The sequence below is a fragment of the Pedobacter xixiisoli genome, assembly GCF_900215335.1.
GTDB classification, from domain to species: Bacteria; Bacteroidota; Bacteroidia; order Sphingobacteriales; family Sphingobacteriaceae; genus Pedobacter; species Pedobacter xixiisoli.
The window spans coordinates 669,326-687,837 of the sequence record NZ_OCMT01000001.1 but is presented as its reverse complement, the minus strand read 5'-3'; the positions used below and the strand labels follow the sequence as shown (position 1 = coordinate 687,837).

The 18,512-nt window shown below is 37.5% G+C and carries 10 protein-coding genes; all 10 read right to left on the bottom strand.

Annotated elements, in window-relative coordinates:
- Nucleotides 1–173: 173 nt before the first annotated feature.
- The gene (locus CRO54_RS02725) at nt 174–1,793 is read right to left on the bottom strand and encodes an NADP-dependent glyceraldehyde-3-phosphate dehydrogenase (protein ID WP_097128414.1); all 1,620 of its coding nucleotides are present in this window, start codon (nt 1,791–1,793) and stop codon (nt 174–176) included.
- An 89-nt stretch (nt 1,794–1,882) separates the two neighbouring features.
- Nucleotides 1,883–3,322: an MFS transporter gene (locus CRO54_RS02720; RefSeq protein ID WP_097128411.1), complete on the bottom strand. Its 1,440-nt coding sequence runs from the start codon at nt 3,320–3,322 to the stop codon at nt 1,883–1,885.
- A 101-nt stretch (nt 3,323–3,423) separates the two neighbouring features.
- Complete coding sequence (locus tag CRO54_RS02715) at nt 3,424–4,089, bottom strand: bifunctional 4-hydroxy-2-oxoglutarate aldolase/2-dehydro-3-deoxy-phosphogluconate aldolase (RefSeq protein WP_097128408.1); 666 nt, start codon at nt 4,087–4,089, stop codon at nt 3,424–3,426.
- Nucleotides 4,082–5,095 (bottom strand): sugar kinase, encoded by a 1,014-nt coding sequence (locus tag CRO54_RS02710; protein ID WP_097128406.1) that lies wholly within the window; start codon nt 5,093–5,095, stop codon nt 4,082–4,084. Before CRO54_RS02710 ends, CRO54_RS02715 begins: the two co-directional genes overlap by 8 nt.
- A 96-nt stretch (nt 5,096–5,191) precedes the next feature.
- Complete coding sequence (gene uxaC, locus CRO54_RS02705) at nt 5,192–6,592, bottom strand: glucuronate isomerase (protein ID WP_097128404.1); 1,401 nt, start codon at nt 6,590–6,592, stop codon at nt 5,192–5,194.
- Nucleotides 6,593–6,772: 180 nt separating this feature from the next.
- Nucleotides 6,773–7,588, bottom strand: coding sequence for an SDR family oxidoreductase (locus CRO54_RS02700; RefSeq protein WP_097128402.1), 816 nt, complete (start codon nt 7,586–7,588; stop codon nt 6,773–6,775).
- A 189-nt stretch (nt 7,589–7,777) separates the two neighbouring features.
- On the bottom strand, nt 7,778–8,608 hold the full coding sequence (gene kduI / locus CRO54_RS02695; protein WP_097128400.1) for a 5-dehydro-4-deoxy-D-glucuronate isomerase: 831 nt from the start codon (nt 8,606–8,608) through the stop codon (nt 7,778–7,780).
- 173 nt (nt 8,609–8,781) lie between these two features.
- Complete coding sequence (locus CRO54_RS02690; protein ID WP_097128398.1) at nt 8,782–10,425, bottom strand: UxaA family hydrolase; 1,644 nt, start codon at nt 10,423–10,425, stop codon at nt 8,782–8,784.
- 65 nt (nt 10,426–10,490) lie between these two features.
- On the bottom strand, nt 10,491–12,005 hold the full coding sequence (locus tag CRO54_RS02685; protein ID WP_097128396.1) for a tagaturonate reductase: 1,515 nt from the start codon (nt 12,003–12,005) through the stop codon (nt 10,491–10,493).
- A gap of 507 nt (nt 12,006–12,512) precedes the next feature.
- Complete coding sequence (locus CRO54_RS02680) at nt 12,513–18,392, bottom strand: alpha-2-macroglobulin family protein (RefSeq protein WP_097128393.1); 5,880 nt, start codon at nt 18,390–18,392, stop codon at nt 12,513–12,515.
- Between the last annotated feature and the right edge of the window lie 120 nt (nt 18,393–18,512).

Below are 18,512 nucleotides of genomic sequence, written 5' to 3'. Positions count from 1 at the left end.
AAGAAACTAGTTCCTGACCCTACATCTACCTATGAAAAACATACCCCCGAAAGGGTAAGCCCAAATGTAAAAACTTTTTTTCAATATTCCGAACTTTTCTAAGAAAAAATTTAGAATATTTCTGTTTTAGGTAAAAATACTGGATTAAACCAAGACAAATACCTATCAAGTATTTAAAACAGATATTTTGTACTTAAGAAGTTCGAATTATTACCGTCAATAATCTCATTCAATAAGCGTTTGTTATTATCGTTTAATTTGGCTGCCACTAATGATCTAATCGAAAAAGACCTTAATGCATCTACCACAGACAAGGTTCCCTCAGCACTATCTTTTCTTCCTGTAAATGGAAAAACATCTGGGCCACGTTGACATTGACAGTTAATATTTACACGGCTTACCTGATTTACAATTGGATCTATCAAAGCTGCCACTTCTTCGTTATCGTTACTGAAAATACTCACCTGTTGTCCATGTGTAGATTCTATCAGATAATTAATAGGCTCCTCTATATCATCAAAAGTAACTACAGGAATTACTGGGCCAAATTGCTCTTCGGTATATAACTTCATTTCTTTGGTGACAGGATAAACAACAGCTGGATACACAAATGATTCTTTCGTCTGTCCACCATTTTTATTGACTATCTGAGCTCCCTTAGCAATAGCATCATCAATTAGCTCTTTTAGATAAGCAGGTTTTTGTGGCTCTGGTAATGGTGTAAGCGACACTCCAGCTTCCCAAGGCATTCCAAACTTAAGCTTCGAGATTTCTTCCGAAAGTTCTTTCACAAACTGATCTACATGTTTTTTATGTACGAAAATAACTTTCAAGGCTGTACAGCGCTGTCCGTTGAATGACAACGAACCTAAAACTGTTTCTTGAACGGCCAATTTTAAATCGGCGTTAGCAGTAATGATGGCAGCATTCTTCGCATCTAAACCCAAAATAGCACGTAAACGATTCACTTTAGGATGCATCTTTTTCAATTGATCTGCTACTTTACTAGAGCCAATTAAGGTTAATACGTTGATTTTACCAGATTCCATTAAGCCTGGAATAATTTTATTACCACGACCGTAAATGGTATTCACCACGCCTTTAGGAAAGTTATCTCTAAATGCCTGCAATAATGGGTAAAATAATAATGTACCATGCTTAGGTGGTTTAAATAAAATCGTATTCCCCATAATTAACGCAGGAATAAGTGTAGTAAAAGTCTCGTTTAAAGGGTAGTTAAACGGTCCCATACAAAGCACTACACCTAATGGAGAACGACGGATTTGCGCTACAATGCCTTGTTCGATAGTGAATCCTGCAGATTGTCTATCGATATCTTTTAGAGCATCTATAGTCGCATTGATGTATTCTATGGTTCTGTCGAATTCTTTTACTGAGTCGCCATAGGTTTTACCAATTTCCCACATGATCAGTTTCACTACCTCGTCCTTCTTCGCAATGATATCACGAGTGAACTTCTCTACACACTCGATGCGTTGTGCCACGCTCATGGTTGGCCACTCTCCTCTTCCGTTATTGTAAGCAGCTACAGCGGCATCTAAAGCGATTTGCGCTTCTTTCTCGCCACAAAGTGGATAAGTACCAATTAACTTTCGCTCTAAGCCTTTAGCAGTTTTAATACAAATTGGAGAAAGCACGGTATGTACATCTCCCGACCAAGTGAGCATATCGCCATTTGACAAATAGCTTCGCTGGTCTAGTGGTCCCTCTAGCGCATAGGCCTCGGGGATATCTGCCTCTAAAGGAAACAGATTTTCTAGGTTTAGTGACATTTTTGTTTGATTTATTACTTAGTTTATAGATTTACTAGATTTTATTGCTATTAATATATCCCCTCCGGTTGAAAGAGAGGATATATCTATTAAAGGTTAATGACTTTCATTTTTGGAACCAGTGATTTCATCACTACCCAAGCAATTAGATAAGCCACGGCACAGAATGAGAAGATGATAAAATAACCTGCTTCAATTCCTTGAAAACCCATGAACTTCATTTGCGTTTTTGAAGAATAATCAAATAACAGCCCCGAAGATTTATTGATAATTGTTGCACCGACACCTCCAGCTAAACCGCCAATACCCGTAATGGTTGCAATGGCCTTTTTCGGGAAGCTATCACCAATAGTTGAGAATATATTTGCCGACCAAGATTGGTGTGCCGCACCAGCAATACCGATGATAATTACTGGAATCCAATAGGAAATATGGCCTAATGGCTGTGTTAATAATGCTAACAATGGAAAGAAAGCAAAAATCAACATCGCTCTCATGCGTCCTTCATAAGGATTCATCTTCTTTTTATCTACGAAGAAAGTTGGTAACCAACCACCAAAAATTGATAACAAGGTAATGGCATATAGAATGAAAATCGCTAACTGTCCTTCAGTATCTGATGATTTGATATTGTAAACCTCAGACAAATAAGCTGGCATCCAAAATAAATAGAACCACCAAACACCATCAGTCATAAATTTACCAAAAACGAATGCCCAAGTTTGTTTATAGCTGAAAGCTTTAGCAAAGGATAAACTCTTTTCATCTGTCGGTAAAGCTTCTACTTGAACTTGCAACTGATCATCTTGATTGATATAGGCTAACTCTTCTGCATTCACTTTTGGATTGGCATCTGGCTTTTTATAGTAAAATACCCAAAACCCCATCCAAACAAAACCTAAAGCACCAATAATGATGAATGACATTTCCCATCCATAATATTTTGCAATTACTGGAATACTCAATGGGGCTGCTAATGCACCAATAGTAGCACCTGCATTGAAAATACTGGTAGCTAAAGCTCTATCTTTCTTAGGGAAATATTCTGCTGTAGCCTTTATAGCTGCTGGAAAGTTACCTGCCTCTCCTACCGCTAATACAAAACGGGCGAAAATGAAAAGCGTTACACTTACATTGATAATTAAGCCTACGTCTTCCACTTTTTCAATAGCGTGTTTAGCTCCTTCGAAACCTACAAACCAATCTCCAGTAATGATACCAGAAGTTGCAATACCGCAAAAAGCATGTAGTACTGCCCCTACCGACCAAATACCGATTGCCCAAAGAAATCCTTTTTTGGTATCCATCCAATCTACAAAACGACCAGCAAGTAACATACTAACTGCGTAGAAAATAGAGAATAACGCCGTGATATTTCCGTAGTCATTATTCGTCCAATGAAACTCTGGGCTAATGAAATCTTTCCATGTTAGAGAAAGCACCTGCCTATCTAAGTAGTTAATGGTTGTTGCAAAAAACAGCAGGGAACAAATGGTCCATCTGTATTTACTTTGCTTGGTTTGGTTCATATTTTTTGGTTTTGGTTATTTGGTTTGTTGGTTGCCCCTGTCTGCCTTCGGCATCTCTCCCCGAGAGGAGAGAAAATAACTTAGCAAAGCAAGTGCGTTAATTATTTCCTTACTTTTTGTATAATTTCAAAGGTTTGCTTAGTTAATGACTCAATTTTACTATAATCTTGTTGCTCGATGATTTGCTTGCTTACCAATTTACTGCCCATACCTACGGCACAAACACCAGCTTTAAACCAGCTTGCAATGTTATTTTCTTCAATTTCTACACCGCCAGTTGGTACAAATAATTGTCCTTGGAATAACTCTTTAATTGAGGAAAGGAAATCTGGTCCTAAAATATTTGCTGGAAACAATTTGATGATGCCTGCTTTGTGCTGTTGAGCCAAATCAATTTCTGTTGGTGTCATGCAACCTGGTATCCATAGTAAACCCGCATCATGTGTTAATTTAGCAACTGCTGGATTTACGATTGGACAAACGATAAAATCTGCACCAGCATCTAAAAAAGCTTGCGCTTGTTCGGCAGTTTTGATGGTACCAATACCTAAAAACAAATCTTGCATTTCAGTTTTCAGCGCTTCTTTAAAAATCTTGAAGTTCTCTAAAGCCGCGGCACCTCTGTTGGTATATTCGAAAACTCGAACGCCGCCTTTGTATAAAGCCCTGATGATCTCTAAACTAACTTGCGCATCTTCGTAATAAAATAATGGCAATAATCCTTGTTGCTGTATTGCTTGTATGGTAGTTTCTTTATTCTTAGTCATTTTGGGAGATAGTTTGGTGAATGTCTTGAACGGTTGCAGTGGTACAATCGCTAGGAATGTACAATTTGTTGTAGGCAGCGCCAGTAGCAAACTCTAAAATCTGCTGAGGCTCATGCTGATTGTAGAAGCCGTAAATTAAACCTCCCATGTAGCAATCGCCACTTCCTACGCGGTCTAAAATTTGCTCAGAAAGGTATTCTTTAGAAACAAAAAGTTGGCCTTCAGTAAATAAAGTAGTGTAATATCTGATGCCCGCTTTATAATCGAACCTAAATGTATTGGCTACGTGTTTACATTTTGGAAATTTATTGATGATTTCTTTTGATGTAATTTCTGCCTGTTTAAGGTAATTCTCTTTAGTATCAATTTCTACAATATCCGATGGCAAAGTAATACCCAACATCCGTTCTGCTGCCCATATATTTCCCATTACCAAATCACAATATTCTACCAAACTTGGGATAATATCGATAGGTTCCTTACCAAATTTCCAAAGCTTTGCTCTGTAATTTAAGTCGATAGAAATGGTGATGCCAAGTTCGCTAGCTGCTTTAACTGCTTCTAAGCAAACATCTGCCGCATCTTGATTTAACGCCGGGCAAATGGCACTGAAATGAAACCAAGTTACGTCCTGAAAAATTTCATCCCAGTTTAAAGTTCCAGGTTTAATACCAGCGAAAGAAGAATTAGCTCTATCGTAGATTACGCCTGCGTTTTTGAGGTCTTTACCTTTTGGCAGATAATACAAACCTAACCTATCGCCACTTAACTGTATTCTCGACGAATCGATGTTGCATTTGTTAACGTAGTTCAAAATCTGCTCTGACATGAAATTATCCGGCAATGCCGAAAAATAGGCCGATGGGACTTCCCAAAGTGCCAATGCTGTAGCCACGTTCAATTCTGCGCCTCCAACATAAAAAGGTAGTTCATTATCTGCTAACCATTGTCCATCGGTATCCGGACAGATGCGTAGCAATAATTCCCCAAAGCTTAAAACTTTCATTTATTAAAGGTAAAAGACGAAAGGTGAAAGATAAAAGGCTTTAATTTGCCTGAATATCTTTTTTCTTTCCCCTACTAGGTGATATAAATATGTTATTTAAAAGCTAAAATAGGCTTTTGCATTGTTATAACAAATATTTTCAATTAATTGGCTAACCAATTTTATATCGTTCGGGATTTCTCCATTTTCAATATCTGTACCGAATAAATCGCACAAAATACGACGGAAATACTCGTGCCTAGGGAATGAAAGGAAGCTTCTAGAATCGGTTAACATCCCTACAAACTGACTTAACAAACCTAAATTAGATAAAGCATTTAATTGGTTAATCATCCCTTGCTTTTGATCTAAAAACCACCAGCCTGAGCCCCACTGTACTTTTCCTGCTACGGTACCATCCTGATAATTACCAATCATGGTGGCCATTAATTCATTGTCTGCTGGATTTAAATTGTATAAAATGGTTTTCGCTAATTTATTATCAGCATCTAACTTATTAAGAAACTTAGATAGTTGTCTGCCTTGCGAAAAATCGCCAATCGAATCGAAACCAGTATCTGGTCCTAACGACGATAACAAACGATCGTTGTTGTTACGGATAGCACCTAGGTGATATTGCTGCACCCATCCTCTTTCATGGTCCCAAAGGGCAAATTGAAAAAGCATAGCCGATTTGAATTTCAGGTTTTCTTCTTGAGTAATTCCCTCTCCTTTTCTTATTTTAAGGAAGATTTGCGCCACTTCCTCTTCGGTATAATCTTCAGCATAAATCTGCTCTAAACCGTGGTCAGAAACTGATGCACCATTCTCTACAAAGAAATCGTGACGAGATTTTAAAGCCGCTAAATATTCTTGATAGTTAGTAATTGGCTTTTCAACGATGCCAGCCAATTTATCTACATACTGATTTAAACCTGCAACATCATCAGCGTTCATTGCTTTATCCGGTCTAAACGCAGGCAAAACCACTAAATCGATACCACTAGCTTTTATTTTTTGGTGAAATTCCAAATTATCCAATGGATCATCGGTAGTACACAAGGTTTTAACGTTCATTTTTTTCAATAAACCTAAAACGCTGTATTCTTTGGTTTGAAGCTTTGCGTTACACTCGTCCCAAATCTTCTTTGCCGTAGCTGGCGAAAGCAAATCGTGAACATCGAAATAACGTTGCAGCTCCAAGTGTGTCCAGTGGTACAATGGATTTCTTAAAGTATAAGGAACAGTTTCCGCCCATTTCTCAAACTTTTCCCAGTCTGATGCTCCACCTGTGATGTAATATTCGTCTACACCAAAAGTACGCATGGCACGCCATTTATAGTGGTCGCCATATAGCCAAACCTGAGTAATATTTTCGAACTGCTTGTCTTCTGCTATTTGCTCCGGAATTAAGTGATTATGGTAATCAATAATAGGCATGTGCTTTGCATAATCATGATACAAAGTACGTGCTGTTTCCGTTTGCAATAAAAAATTTTCGTCTAAAAACTTTTTCATTTATACTTTATTGGTTGTTTGGTTATTTGGTTGGTTTGTTGTTTAGCTTACACGCAAATCAAACCCTTAAACCAGTTATTATTTTTTTTATAGAAATACCTTAGATAATTGAACTTCGACTGCTATTTGGTATAATAGTTCTACCTAAAAAACCAAAAAACTAATCAACGAAACAACCAACTACACCCCTCCGAAAATAGAAAAGCCGCCGTCTACACAAATCATTGCTCCGGTTACAAATTGCGAAGCATCGCTTAACAACCAAACCAAAGCACCTTTTAATTCATCTGGGTTACCAAAACGTTTAAAAGGCGTTTGATTTATTACCGACTGACCTCTTGGTGTAAAACCACTATCAGCAGTAGTTAATAAATTGCGGTTTTGCTCTGTTAAGAAGAATCCTGGCGCTAATGCATTCATTCTAATTTTATCACCGTAACGGTTAGCTAATTCTACCGCAAACCATTGTGTATAGCAATCTACAGCTGCTTTACCCATGTTGTAACCTAATACTTTGGTAATTGCTCTTTTAGAGTTCATCGAAGAAATGTTGACGATGCTTCCTCTTCCGGTTTCTGCAATGGCTTTACCAAAAACCTGTGTAGGAATTAAAGTTCCCCAAAGGTTAAGGTCTAGTACAGTTTTCATTCCATCCATCTTCATTTCGAAGATATTTTGCTCTGGTTGTAAAACACCATCAGGCATGTTACCACCCGCCGCATTTACCAAACCATCTATTTTTCCGTAAGCAGCTAATACTTTTTCGCGAGCCGCGATTAATTGTTCTTCGTTCATGGCATCGGCAATTAGAGCGATGGCTTTACCGCCAGCTTTATTAATTGCATCTGCACGTTCGTTTGCTACTTGTTCGTTTCTGCCTAAAATACCTACGGTACCACCAGCCTCTACAATTGCGTTGATGAAAGAAAGACCTAAAATGCCTGTTCCGCCAGTTACAACGATTACTTTATCTTTTAATGAAAATGATTGTTCCATTTAATGTTTATGTTTTTACCACGATACTAATTTATTAGCACGGGTTTGTTTTTTTTTACCACAAAGACACGAAGCACACAAAGATTGAGTTATGAGTTTTGAACATTGCAGACTTACGAAGTTTACGAAACTTCGTAAGTCTTTAAATTTCTTAGTGCTCTTTGTGCTTTTGTGGTTAATTATTATTTCTTATCTCAATTCAGCTACTGGAAAAGTATCCATATCTGCGTAATCTAAATTCTCGCCAGCCATACCCCAAATAAAGCTATAGTTTTTGGTACCAGCACCAGAGTGAATACTCCAAGTTGGCGATAAAACTGCCTCGTGGTTAGCCATTACAATATGACGAGTTTGTTGAGGTTCGCCCATAAAATGAATAACTCTTTGGTCTGCTTCTACATCGAAATAGAAATAAACTTCCATTCTTCTGTCGTGGGTATGAGGAGGAATTGTGTTCCAAATAGACCCATTTGCTAATGATGTTAAACCCATTACCAACTGACAGCTTTGGATACCATCTTTATGGATATAACGAGAAATGGTACGTTGATTTGCAGTTTCTAAAGCACCTAAATCTGCTGAAAAAACATCTGCGTGACTAGCAAATGCTGTTGGGTGACTGGTATGTGCTGGTGCCGAAAGTGCATAAAAAACAGCTGGATTACTAGCATCTTTACTGCTAAACTTCACGTCCTTAACGCCTTTACCTAAGTATAAGCAATCTTTTTTGTTTAAATCGTAGCTAGTTCCATCGGCAACAATTGTACCTGCACCGCCTACGTTAATAACGCCTAGTTCTCTTCTTTCTAAGAAATAATCGGCACGTAAAATATCGTAATTACCTAAATCTACAACACTGTTTACTGGCGTGATTAAACCGGTAACCATTCTGTCGTAGTGTGAGTAGACAAAATTTGCTTTGTCCGTCGCTTTCAAGTCGTCCAATAAAAATCTTTCTCTGATTTTTTCGGTGTCGTAACTCTTGAAATCTTCTGAGTGTACTGCTTGTATTTGTTTCATTTTCTATATTTTGGGTCCGTCATTAGAGGTTTTGGTTTGATCCTCGTTTTAATGACAGACGATTTTGGCTAATATAACCCTAAACGTTGTGGCAGACAAATGATAATTTATCCAAACGTTGTTCTGTAAAGGCGCAAGATTTTGCGCCTCAGGAGACAAATGATGATTTGTCTCTACAATGAAACGCCACGTTTCCATGGAATAAAATCATCTTGGTTTAATAATACCGCTTTCGGAATTACCTCGCCACTTGCCGCTTTGATACAATACTCTAAAATATCCTCGCCCATTTCTTCAATGGTTTTCTCGCCTTCAATAACTGGCCCCGTGTTGATATCAATAATATCTCCCATACGTTTGGTTAAGTCATTATTGGTAGCCACTTTAATTACCGGACAAACTGGGTTTCCAGTTGGTGTACCCAAGCCTGTGGTAAATAAAATTAGTGTAGCACCACTTGCCGCTTTACCGGTAGTAGCTTCTACATCATTACCTGGCGTACAAACCAAGTTTAAACCTGGTTTGGTTGATGGCTCAGTATAATCCAACACATCTACAATTGGCGAAGTACCACCTTTTTTGGCAGCTCCGTTACTTTTAATCGCATCGGTGATTAAACCATCTTTGATATTACCTGGCGAAGGGTTCATATGGAAACCTGAACCTGCATTTTCTGCAGCTTCACTGTAAGCTCCCATCAATTTCATGAACTTTCTAGCAGAGGCTTCTTCAATGGTCCTGTCAATCATGTTTTGCTCAGCGCCACACAACTCAGGGAACTCGGCCAGTAAAACTGTACCGCCTAAAGCTACTAGCAAATCAGCGCAATAACCTACCGCTGGATTTGCCGAAATACCACTAAAACCATCGCTACCACCACATTTCACACCTAAGGTCAATTTACTTAAAGGTGCTGGCGCTCTTTCAATTTTGTTAGCCTCTACTAAACCTTCAAAGGTCTTTTTAATGGCCAAAGCAATCATATTTTCTTCACTTTGCGATTGCTGCTGCTCGAAAATATAGATTGGCTTATCGAAATTAGGATTACGGCCTTTTAAATCGGCAGTAAAATCTTGCACCTGCAAATTCTGACATCCCAAACTCAATACAGTTACCCCAGCCACATTTGGATGGTCGGCGTAAGCTGCCAACAATTTACTTAAAACAGCCGCATCTTGTCTGATACCGCCACATCCACCTTGATGGTTTAGAAATTTGATACCATCGATATTTTTGAAAACACGCTCATTTCTTGAACCTTCAAATGCCATTGGCGCATCTAAAGACGAAATATCTGTCCCACTTTTAAAAGCTTCGATTAAGTGTTGCGTGTAGTTTTTATATTTCGCAGTTACTGCATAACCTAGTTCATTGTGTAACGCTTCGCGGATTACATCTAAGTTTCTATTTTCACAAAAAACCGTGGGAATGAACAACCAATAATTGGCTGTACCAACCTTGCCATCTGCACGGTGGTAACCATTGAAAGTTCTTCCTTCAAACTTAGACACATCTGGCGCATGCCACTCGTAATGATATGGACGATACTCGTAAGGAGCCGCCGCATGTTTTAGGTTATCGGTAGTCATTCTAGTTCCCAATGTTACCGGAAACTGGATTTTACCTACCAAAGTACCATACATATAAACCTCATCACCTGCCTGCATATCTTGCATGTAGAATTTATGCTTGGCATCTACATCATCAACCAATAAATAATTTACGCCTTGGAAACCCACTAACTCGCCTGCTTTAAGATCGGTTAAGGCTACCAAAACATTATCTTTTGGATGTACTTTTAAAACTTGTTGTTTCATTTAAATATTATATTCTTTCGTCGGTCAGTATTTCTGCTCCGATTAATTAGAAAGCTTGATTTTTTCTAAACTTCTTTAAGCTGAGCTGTCGTGAACTTAGATAAAACAGTAGCAGCACCTTGGTTAATGATTTCCAAATATAAGTTCTTCACCTCTGGTATAAACCCTGTCAATTGAGTTAGATTTACCCCCCAAATGTGCTCATCTGTCAAAACTTGCTCTACAAATTCATCTGGATTTTGGTTGTACTTTTCAAATAAATAAGGTGCAGAGTCATCGTTTAACCGATAACTCGCACCATTATCCAAACCAAAATATAGACCATTCTCTTCTCTCTCTACTCGAGAGAAGGCCAAGTAAGCTGCGAAACCTAAAGCGATATGTACAGGAACTTGATTAAATATTTTATAGTAATTCAGTAGCAATGGAAGGATGCGAATTTTCATCTTCATTGTGTACTGAAATGCAATGCTTGTCCAAAAATGTTCGATAGATGGATTGGAAAAACGGTCTTTCACCGCATTTGCAAAGACATCGCTTTGTTTTTTATCTACTTCGTACGGAATTGCCGGACCAATTTCTGTGGCCATTAAGGTTTCGATGTAGTTCGTCATCAACTCATGAGTCATGGCATTCTTTACCGTATCAATTCCTAAAAGGAAAGCAATACCCGAGCTTAAGGTATGTGTACCGTTCAATAAACGCACTTTAAGTTCTCTGTAAATTTCGATGTCTTCGGCAATGATCACGCCTTCGTCTACCGTTGCAAAAGAAAGTACATCAGCCACATGCTTGCCACCTTCAATTGCCCAAAGGCGATAAGGTTCCGTCATTGACAGCAAAGCATCCTCGTAACCTAGTTCTTCTTGCAAAGCCTGAATAGTCTCTGCATCAGGCTTACCTGGCACAATTCTATCTACCAATGAATTACAGAAAGTATTTGCTTGTGCTAACCAAGCGATAAAGTTTGCTTCTAGTTTATTATAATGCGCTAGTTTCAATACAATTTCGCCTAGCTTAGTTCCGTTATCAGGAATTAATTCGGTAGCCACAATGACCAAACCTTTACTATTATCGCCATTAAAAGCTTTGAAACGTTCGTATAAAACAGATAGCAATTTTGCGGGGAATGATGAAGGTGGATTATTTTCAATGCTTTCTTCTACGTATTGAATACCAACCTCTGTTGTATTAGAAACCACGATTTGTAGTTCTTCCGATTTAGCGATGTCTAAAATTGCTTGCCAATCTTTTTCGGCTGCAATAACTCGGCTAATGGCTGATGAAATGATGTTTTCTGAAACTGGTTGTCCGTTTTCGATGCCACGAACACAAAGCGTATAAAGCGAGTCTTGTTGATCGAACTCTGAAGTGTTAGCACCTGTAGATTTCACTACCGCCACGCGACCATTGAAAACGCCTTCACGATTAGCTTTATCGATAAAATAATCTGGTAAACCACGTAACAACACCCCTGTTCCAAATTGTAAAACCTTCTCTGGTAATTCGAAAATTTCTGCATTTGGGACAACCACATTTTCTGTGGCAATTAGTTTCAGATTATCTTTTGATAAAATCATTTCTTTACAAGCTTTTCAGTTATTTCTGAGCTAATAGAGAAGCATAAAGCACCTTTACTAGCATTTGGTCGAAACAATTCTACATAATTTATGCTAGTAAAACTTTGATTTAAGCGCAAATATTTGCGCAATCGTTCCCGATAACGTAGGGCAATTTAAAGTGAGGGTAACCTCTTTTCAAATTAAAGACTAATCTGTATTTATTATAATGTATTTGTTAAGCTCGCCGCCGCTGGGCTCTTACTTTTTGACCGCAAAAAGTAACAAAAACTCTCGGTTGCTTATTTTTCTTTCAAAGTATATGCTTTGGCTTATTGATACTATCCGAAAAATAAGAGACCGAAAATTAGCTGAACGTAAGTTTGAGACGCTATCGCCTAGCGAAAACCCAAACAGTTTTATAAGGTTTCGTCATTGCGAGGCACGAAGCAATCTTACTACTATAGTATGGTGCTTTAATATTGCTTCGTACCTCGCAATGACGAGTTGATGTCGAGATTAATTCCTCTACTTAATCTCTACCTTTTTCATTCCTTCCCTGCCGTAAAAAACTGGAAAATACATCAGCTCTGCTTTTGCGGGATTTAATACATAACTACCGGTGTAACGCGGCATCAAATCTATCTCGAAGGTGTATTTGCCTTGTTTCATCTTAGTACAAAAAATTGATGTTTTGTTCTTAAAATACTCCCTGTGGGTTTCTACACCCCAAAAATTCTGCATTTTATTTTCGTAACTACAACCCGCAGGAATTGGGATTTCAATCATCACGTAATCTGCATCTGCTCTTACTTCCACATCAACCTTTAGCGTTGCAGTAGTTCCCGCTTTTAATTTCGACGAGGCGGCACCATTTTGCATTAAAGTAGAGGCAACCTTAAAATCTTTATCAACTTTGTTAGGTTTTGGATTTTGAAACTGCTGATATGCGGTAAAGTACACAGCAGTTTTTCCCGTCTTCTGCACTCTTAAGTCAGTCGCATTTTCTATCGTCGTATCAAAAGGGAACTGAGTTAGCTCTTGATCGTTCACTTTAATTGATGCAGGTTCTGCCTTTGCGTTAGTAGCCATAAAAGCTGGCAAAATGGTTTCTAAAATCAACGACGCTTCATAAGTATTTCGCCATTGCCCATCTTTACGTTGCTCTAAAAAGTAAAGTGCTATTTTATCCAATTCGTTTTCATAACCGCCAGCATTTTTTAAAATTCGGTAAGCCAATAAAGTATTCTGAATGCTGTTATCCCAAAAACGAATGTTTTCTTCGCCCCAATAAATACTACCAAACATCGTCTGTTTTTTAAGCTTTAACATCGCAGTCAAATCTATTTTTAAACCAGCTAATTGTTTCAATTCAATCATTTCTAAAATCGAATAAACTGAGGTTTTCGTTTCTCGCTGTTTTAATGCTAAAAGTTCTGCTGGCAAATTTGCATCACGCTGTTTTTGTTTTTCCAATTCCCTTTGCTCGTAAGCCAAAACCCAATCTTTGATATAATTCTTGCCATCTAGTAAGTGCAATAACCTAATCACCTGTATGTCGTTATAGCTTGGCATTTCGGTTAATTTACCTATCAAATAACGCTGAAGCAAAGGTTTATTCAAATCTACAGCATATCCATCTTTTTGTGCTTGCAACAATGCTTCTACCACATGTAGGCTAATCCACATTTGCTCTTCGCTGTTTTGCCACCAACCCCAAGTACCCTGCGGCTTTTTATTTTGCTGTAGTTTTTTAAGGATAAAAGTGATGTCCTTTTCGTGTGTAAACTTTTGGTCGAGATATTTGCGTACACGTTTTTCTAGCAACAGCGCCTTCAGTTTAGATGCCAGTTGCTCATTACACAAATACTCATAATTGCGAAGTTTGGTCATTTCGTCCAATAAAGTTGGAAATACCGATGCCTCAGCTCTAAGTGTAATTTTACCTAAGTTTTTATCAAACGAATAATTAATAATAGTATCTCTTAGCAGAGCTGAAAAATAGCCTTTAGTTTCCTTCACGCCAGCTTCAAAAACTGGAATTTTTCGACGTTCTCCATCAAAATAACCGTTCTCTTGCGCCAATGTATATTCAAAGTTTAAGCTATCTTTCGATTTCACCACAATGCCCAAGGTATCAATCAGCGAGTTTTTAAATTTCACGGTAGAATTTCTTAATTCGTGTCCATTGTAGGAGAACTTACGAATGCCCGTTTCTTCCAAAGGCGTGTAGTTCATCAGCTTTCCAATTACGTTGATGCTATCGCCGGTTACGGCAAAAAGTGGAGAAACGAAGTTGGCACTTAACGATTTAAATGATTTGATGCTTCCTTCGGTGTAGCCTGTTTGTTTATTTCCGTTCATCGCCATTACACGGGTGGTCCATTTGGTAATGTCATCAGGAAATTTCACCGTAAACTTGGCGATGCCATTTTCATCTGTAATTAGTTTGGGCTGCCAAAAACCTTCATCGTTAAAATTAGTACGCAGGGTTTGCTGTTGCGCCACAAGCTCGCCAGTTGCATTGCTAGCCAAATTACCTTTTTTACTTTTGATAATGATTACACCATTTGCGGCTCTAGAGCCATAAATAGCAGTTGCGCTGGCATCTTTAAGTATCGTGATATCTTTAACGATTTCTTTATCTAAAGTGCTGATATCGCCATCATAAGGTACACCATCTAAAATAACTAATGGCTTTTGATTAGCATTGATACTATTGGAACCTCTAACAGATATTACCGCTTCTTCCAATTGTACACCGGCAGCACGACCCGCTAGAGCCCCCACTAGTTCTTCCGATTTTAAAACAGCAATACTACCAGCCAGCATTTGCTTTTTCATGGAAGGATAACCAACAACTTCCACTCCTTTTATCTCGTTTCCAATCGTATCTAAGAATAGATCTCCAATTGTTGCATTGCCTAGTTCAACGATTTTATCGTAATAGCCCCATGCAGATATTTTCAGAGCTCCTAACTCAGGTGTTTTCAATTCGAACCATCCTTTAGCATTGCTAGTAGTGCTCACATCCAAATCCACAAGCGTTACAACTACACCTTTCAATACTTTTTTAGTTTCGGTTGATAAAATCCTCCCTCGTACTGTTTTTTTCAGTTCACTTTTATCAAATAGGTAGTTATTAAAGAACCGACGATGCCTTTCTAAAACAAGCTGGCGACCCAAACTTGGTGTAGCTTTGATAGTGCTATCTAATTTCTTGCTGAAAGTATCAGCCTGTATAATTTTAAAGCTGTTCCATTTGTAATAATTAGCACCGTTAGCTTTAACAGAAATACTATCGGTAATGAAGTAGCTATTATCTTTCAACAAGAATAGCAGCTTATATTTTCCACTTTCGTAATTATCTGTATTGACATCGCCTTTGTAAATACGCAAATAATTAGCCTGATTTGGTTTAAAAGCAATTACATTTTTGATGTATGGAATATGATTGGTAAATGCTGTATCTATATGGTACGTCAGTTTTCCAAACGTTTTTAAGTTTGTGTAATCGATACTAAAAAGTTCTGTAGTACGACTGCGCAAATCCAAAAAATCGGTCCAAATTTTGTCTATTTCTTTCTTCTTCAAAGCGTACTCATTAGCTATATTGGTGTTTCCATTACTACTTCCATTATACAATTTGGTATCAAATGCGTATTTGGTCTTATTAGATTTCTGCTTAATCAGACCTGGCTCGAAAGTGTAAGTATAGCCCGCTTCTTTCATAAAGTTTTGGTGCCACTTTTCATTATCGAATGTCAAATGATTTTCTCTAATGGGGCCAACTACTAGTTCTCTGTCGTTGCGGTTATTTGGGTTAATCAGCAAACGAGTATCCGTTAGTTGCGCAGCGACCGTTGTTTTGTTGAGGTTAAAATTATTGGCAATTCTTATCATGTAATTATCCAATTCCTGACTTTCTTCTGGCGTGAGTGTTGTTGGTTTGTTCACAGCAAAGAACTTATTTGTAGTATCTGCCAAAACACTAAAAATTGTCTTTTTACCAGCGGTGATGTGATAATTTTTAACCGTTACCAATTTATCCGCAGTGCGTATTTTAAAATCGTGCAAACCTGGCGTTACCAAAAATGAGTAGCGTTGTAGTTGTTGCGCTTGGCTAAAAAACACAGGTACATTATCGATATAAACGATATTAGCAGGTAAAATCTGTCCATCTAACATTACAAATGGAGCTACTTGCGTGGTGGAATCATTAGTAGCTTCAATTACATTATAAGTAGGGTTTGGATGGGTAAACTTAAAATATTCGATACTATCCAAGCCTAAACTTTTGCTCCATTTTATCCAAGCAAGCTTATCTAGATTTTTGCTCACACTGCCATAAGCTTCGTCTGCCTCTACCTTAATATTGCTTTGCTTGCGGATCAAATATTTTCGACCCAAATAAGGCAAACGAACGCTAGGTGCATCCTTAAATTTCGCGGTAAAAGCTTGTGCTGTAACATCAGTTTCGGCAACGGGTTTGTGGTTAATATCGGTTACCTGTACCAGCATGTTCACTTTTTGTCCAGGGTAAACCATTTCTGGCGCAACCAACTTTAAATTTAACTGATTAAGATTGTAAAAAGCACTTACTTCATTGGTCATCTCATCTTCATCCCAGATGTAATTGATTCGAATATGACTTGCTTTCTTACTGTTGTTTTTAATTAAAGTATCTAATTGGTGAGTGTACCCTCTTAAAAACACTTTGTTATCCGAAAAAATGGTGTACCAAAAAGGTATTTTATGTTCATTTATCACCACCACGCGTAGGCTATCCTTATTCTGCACTGCATTAATTTGTAGCTCTGGTTTCAAACTATTGATATAGATTGTGGTTGTGTCTTTTGGAGTTTCTACCTCATAATATTCAGCACGATAATCTGTTTTAACTTTAAAAGGCAAGGTGATTTGTTGCGAATTTATCACCATATCATTTGCTGTATAACTAATCAATTTCGATGATTGACTTTGGCTTTTACCATTCTCGAAATAAGAAAGAACTAAACTGTCTTTCTTAAATTCAGACTTTATTTCGATTGCTTTGTTTGTTTTTTTTGCCCAATTACTATCGTTATAAGTTAAGGATTTTGATGCTGTTCTAGCCTCGTTATTGCTGTTCAGGAATTTAGCTTCTAAATCAAAACTGAAATTAGCCCTAGGAAAAATATCTGCAGGTAAAACTAATTTTGTCTCGCCCACAGGCTCTAGAGTGATGTTCTTTTTCCAAAGCGTATCGGGCAAAAAAACTTTGTAATCGGTATAATAGCTCACATGGTTAGTGGTTAGTACCAATTCTACCCTACCATCTGGTACAGCTAGCTCATTTTCATCAGTTGCTTTGAAATAAACTGTGATTAAACTGTCTTTCGTTTGTACATCCTTATCCGTTCTGAGCGAAAAATCAAGTGCTTTTAACTCATAATCTTCGTAACGGAAATTGTTGGCAATATGGAATGCTTTCTTCTTATTTCTGGCTTTTTCTTCTAAACTTATGCTGTAATTTCTATCAAGTTTTAAGTTCAAACTATCAGCCAGCACGAAACTATATTCGTAACCTCCATTTTTATAAGGATTTATGGTAGCCAAAGTCTTGTTACCACCAACTTTCAAAACTACATCCGCTGGTTTATTTTTAATCTCCCCACCCTTGTAATTAATGAGGTAAGCTTTAAATTTTACGGTATCTAATGGTTTGTAAATTGGTTTGCTAAAAACCATGTAGCCCGCATACAAAGGCTTGGTAGTCTTTCTTTTGTTATGGATTTTCTTAAATGGTCGCCAAAAATACTTAACAGGAAAAGCATAAGCTACTTTTTTAAAAAACGACCAATCTTCTCTTTCTTCCCTATCGTAATACCTATTATTATCATCCAAATCGTACTCAAAAAAATTACTTACCCCTTCATGTACCACTTTAATGAGCCCATCTTCTTTAGGCTTACCATTTTCTTTACTGTATGTACTTCGGTATAATTTAGCTTTGCGATCGTACTGGGCTCTTTTTTTACCATTAATTTCCACTAACGCATTGGCAATCAGATTACCTTTAACATCTACAATGTAAAACTGAAAATCTTTCTGATTATTAATAAATTGAAGTGAAACATTATTTTCTGCTTTAAAAACTGTATTTAATGAACCACCACTTGCATTTACCAGCAAATAATTCCCGAAAGGCAAATTCTTTTTCAGGTATTCTTTATAATAATCAGAACTAGTTAATGTATGATAAAAACTTTCGTTTACTTTCTTGTCTTTTAGCAAAAATACTGCCTCTTTGTCGGTAATTTTATAAACAAATGTAGCATCGCTAACCTGTTTACTTTTAGAAAGTTTATTTTGAGCTACTGCGTTGAACGTAAGAAAAGCAGAAAGAATGAGTAAGCGTAATTTCATAAGCAATGAGTTTATTAATTGATGTCATAGATGTAGATTTTCCATAATCAACAATAAATAAAACTAATCATTTTCAGTTTTACTGCGTCTCTTTATCTTTTTTTAGTATTTGCCTGTGCT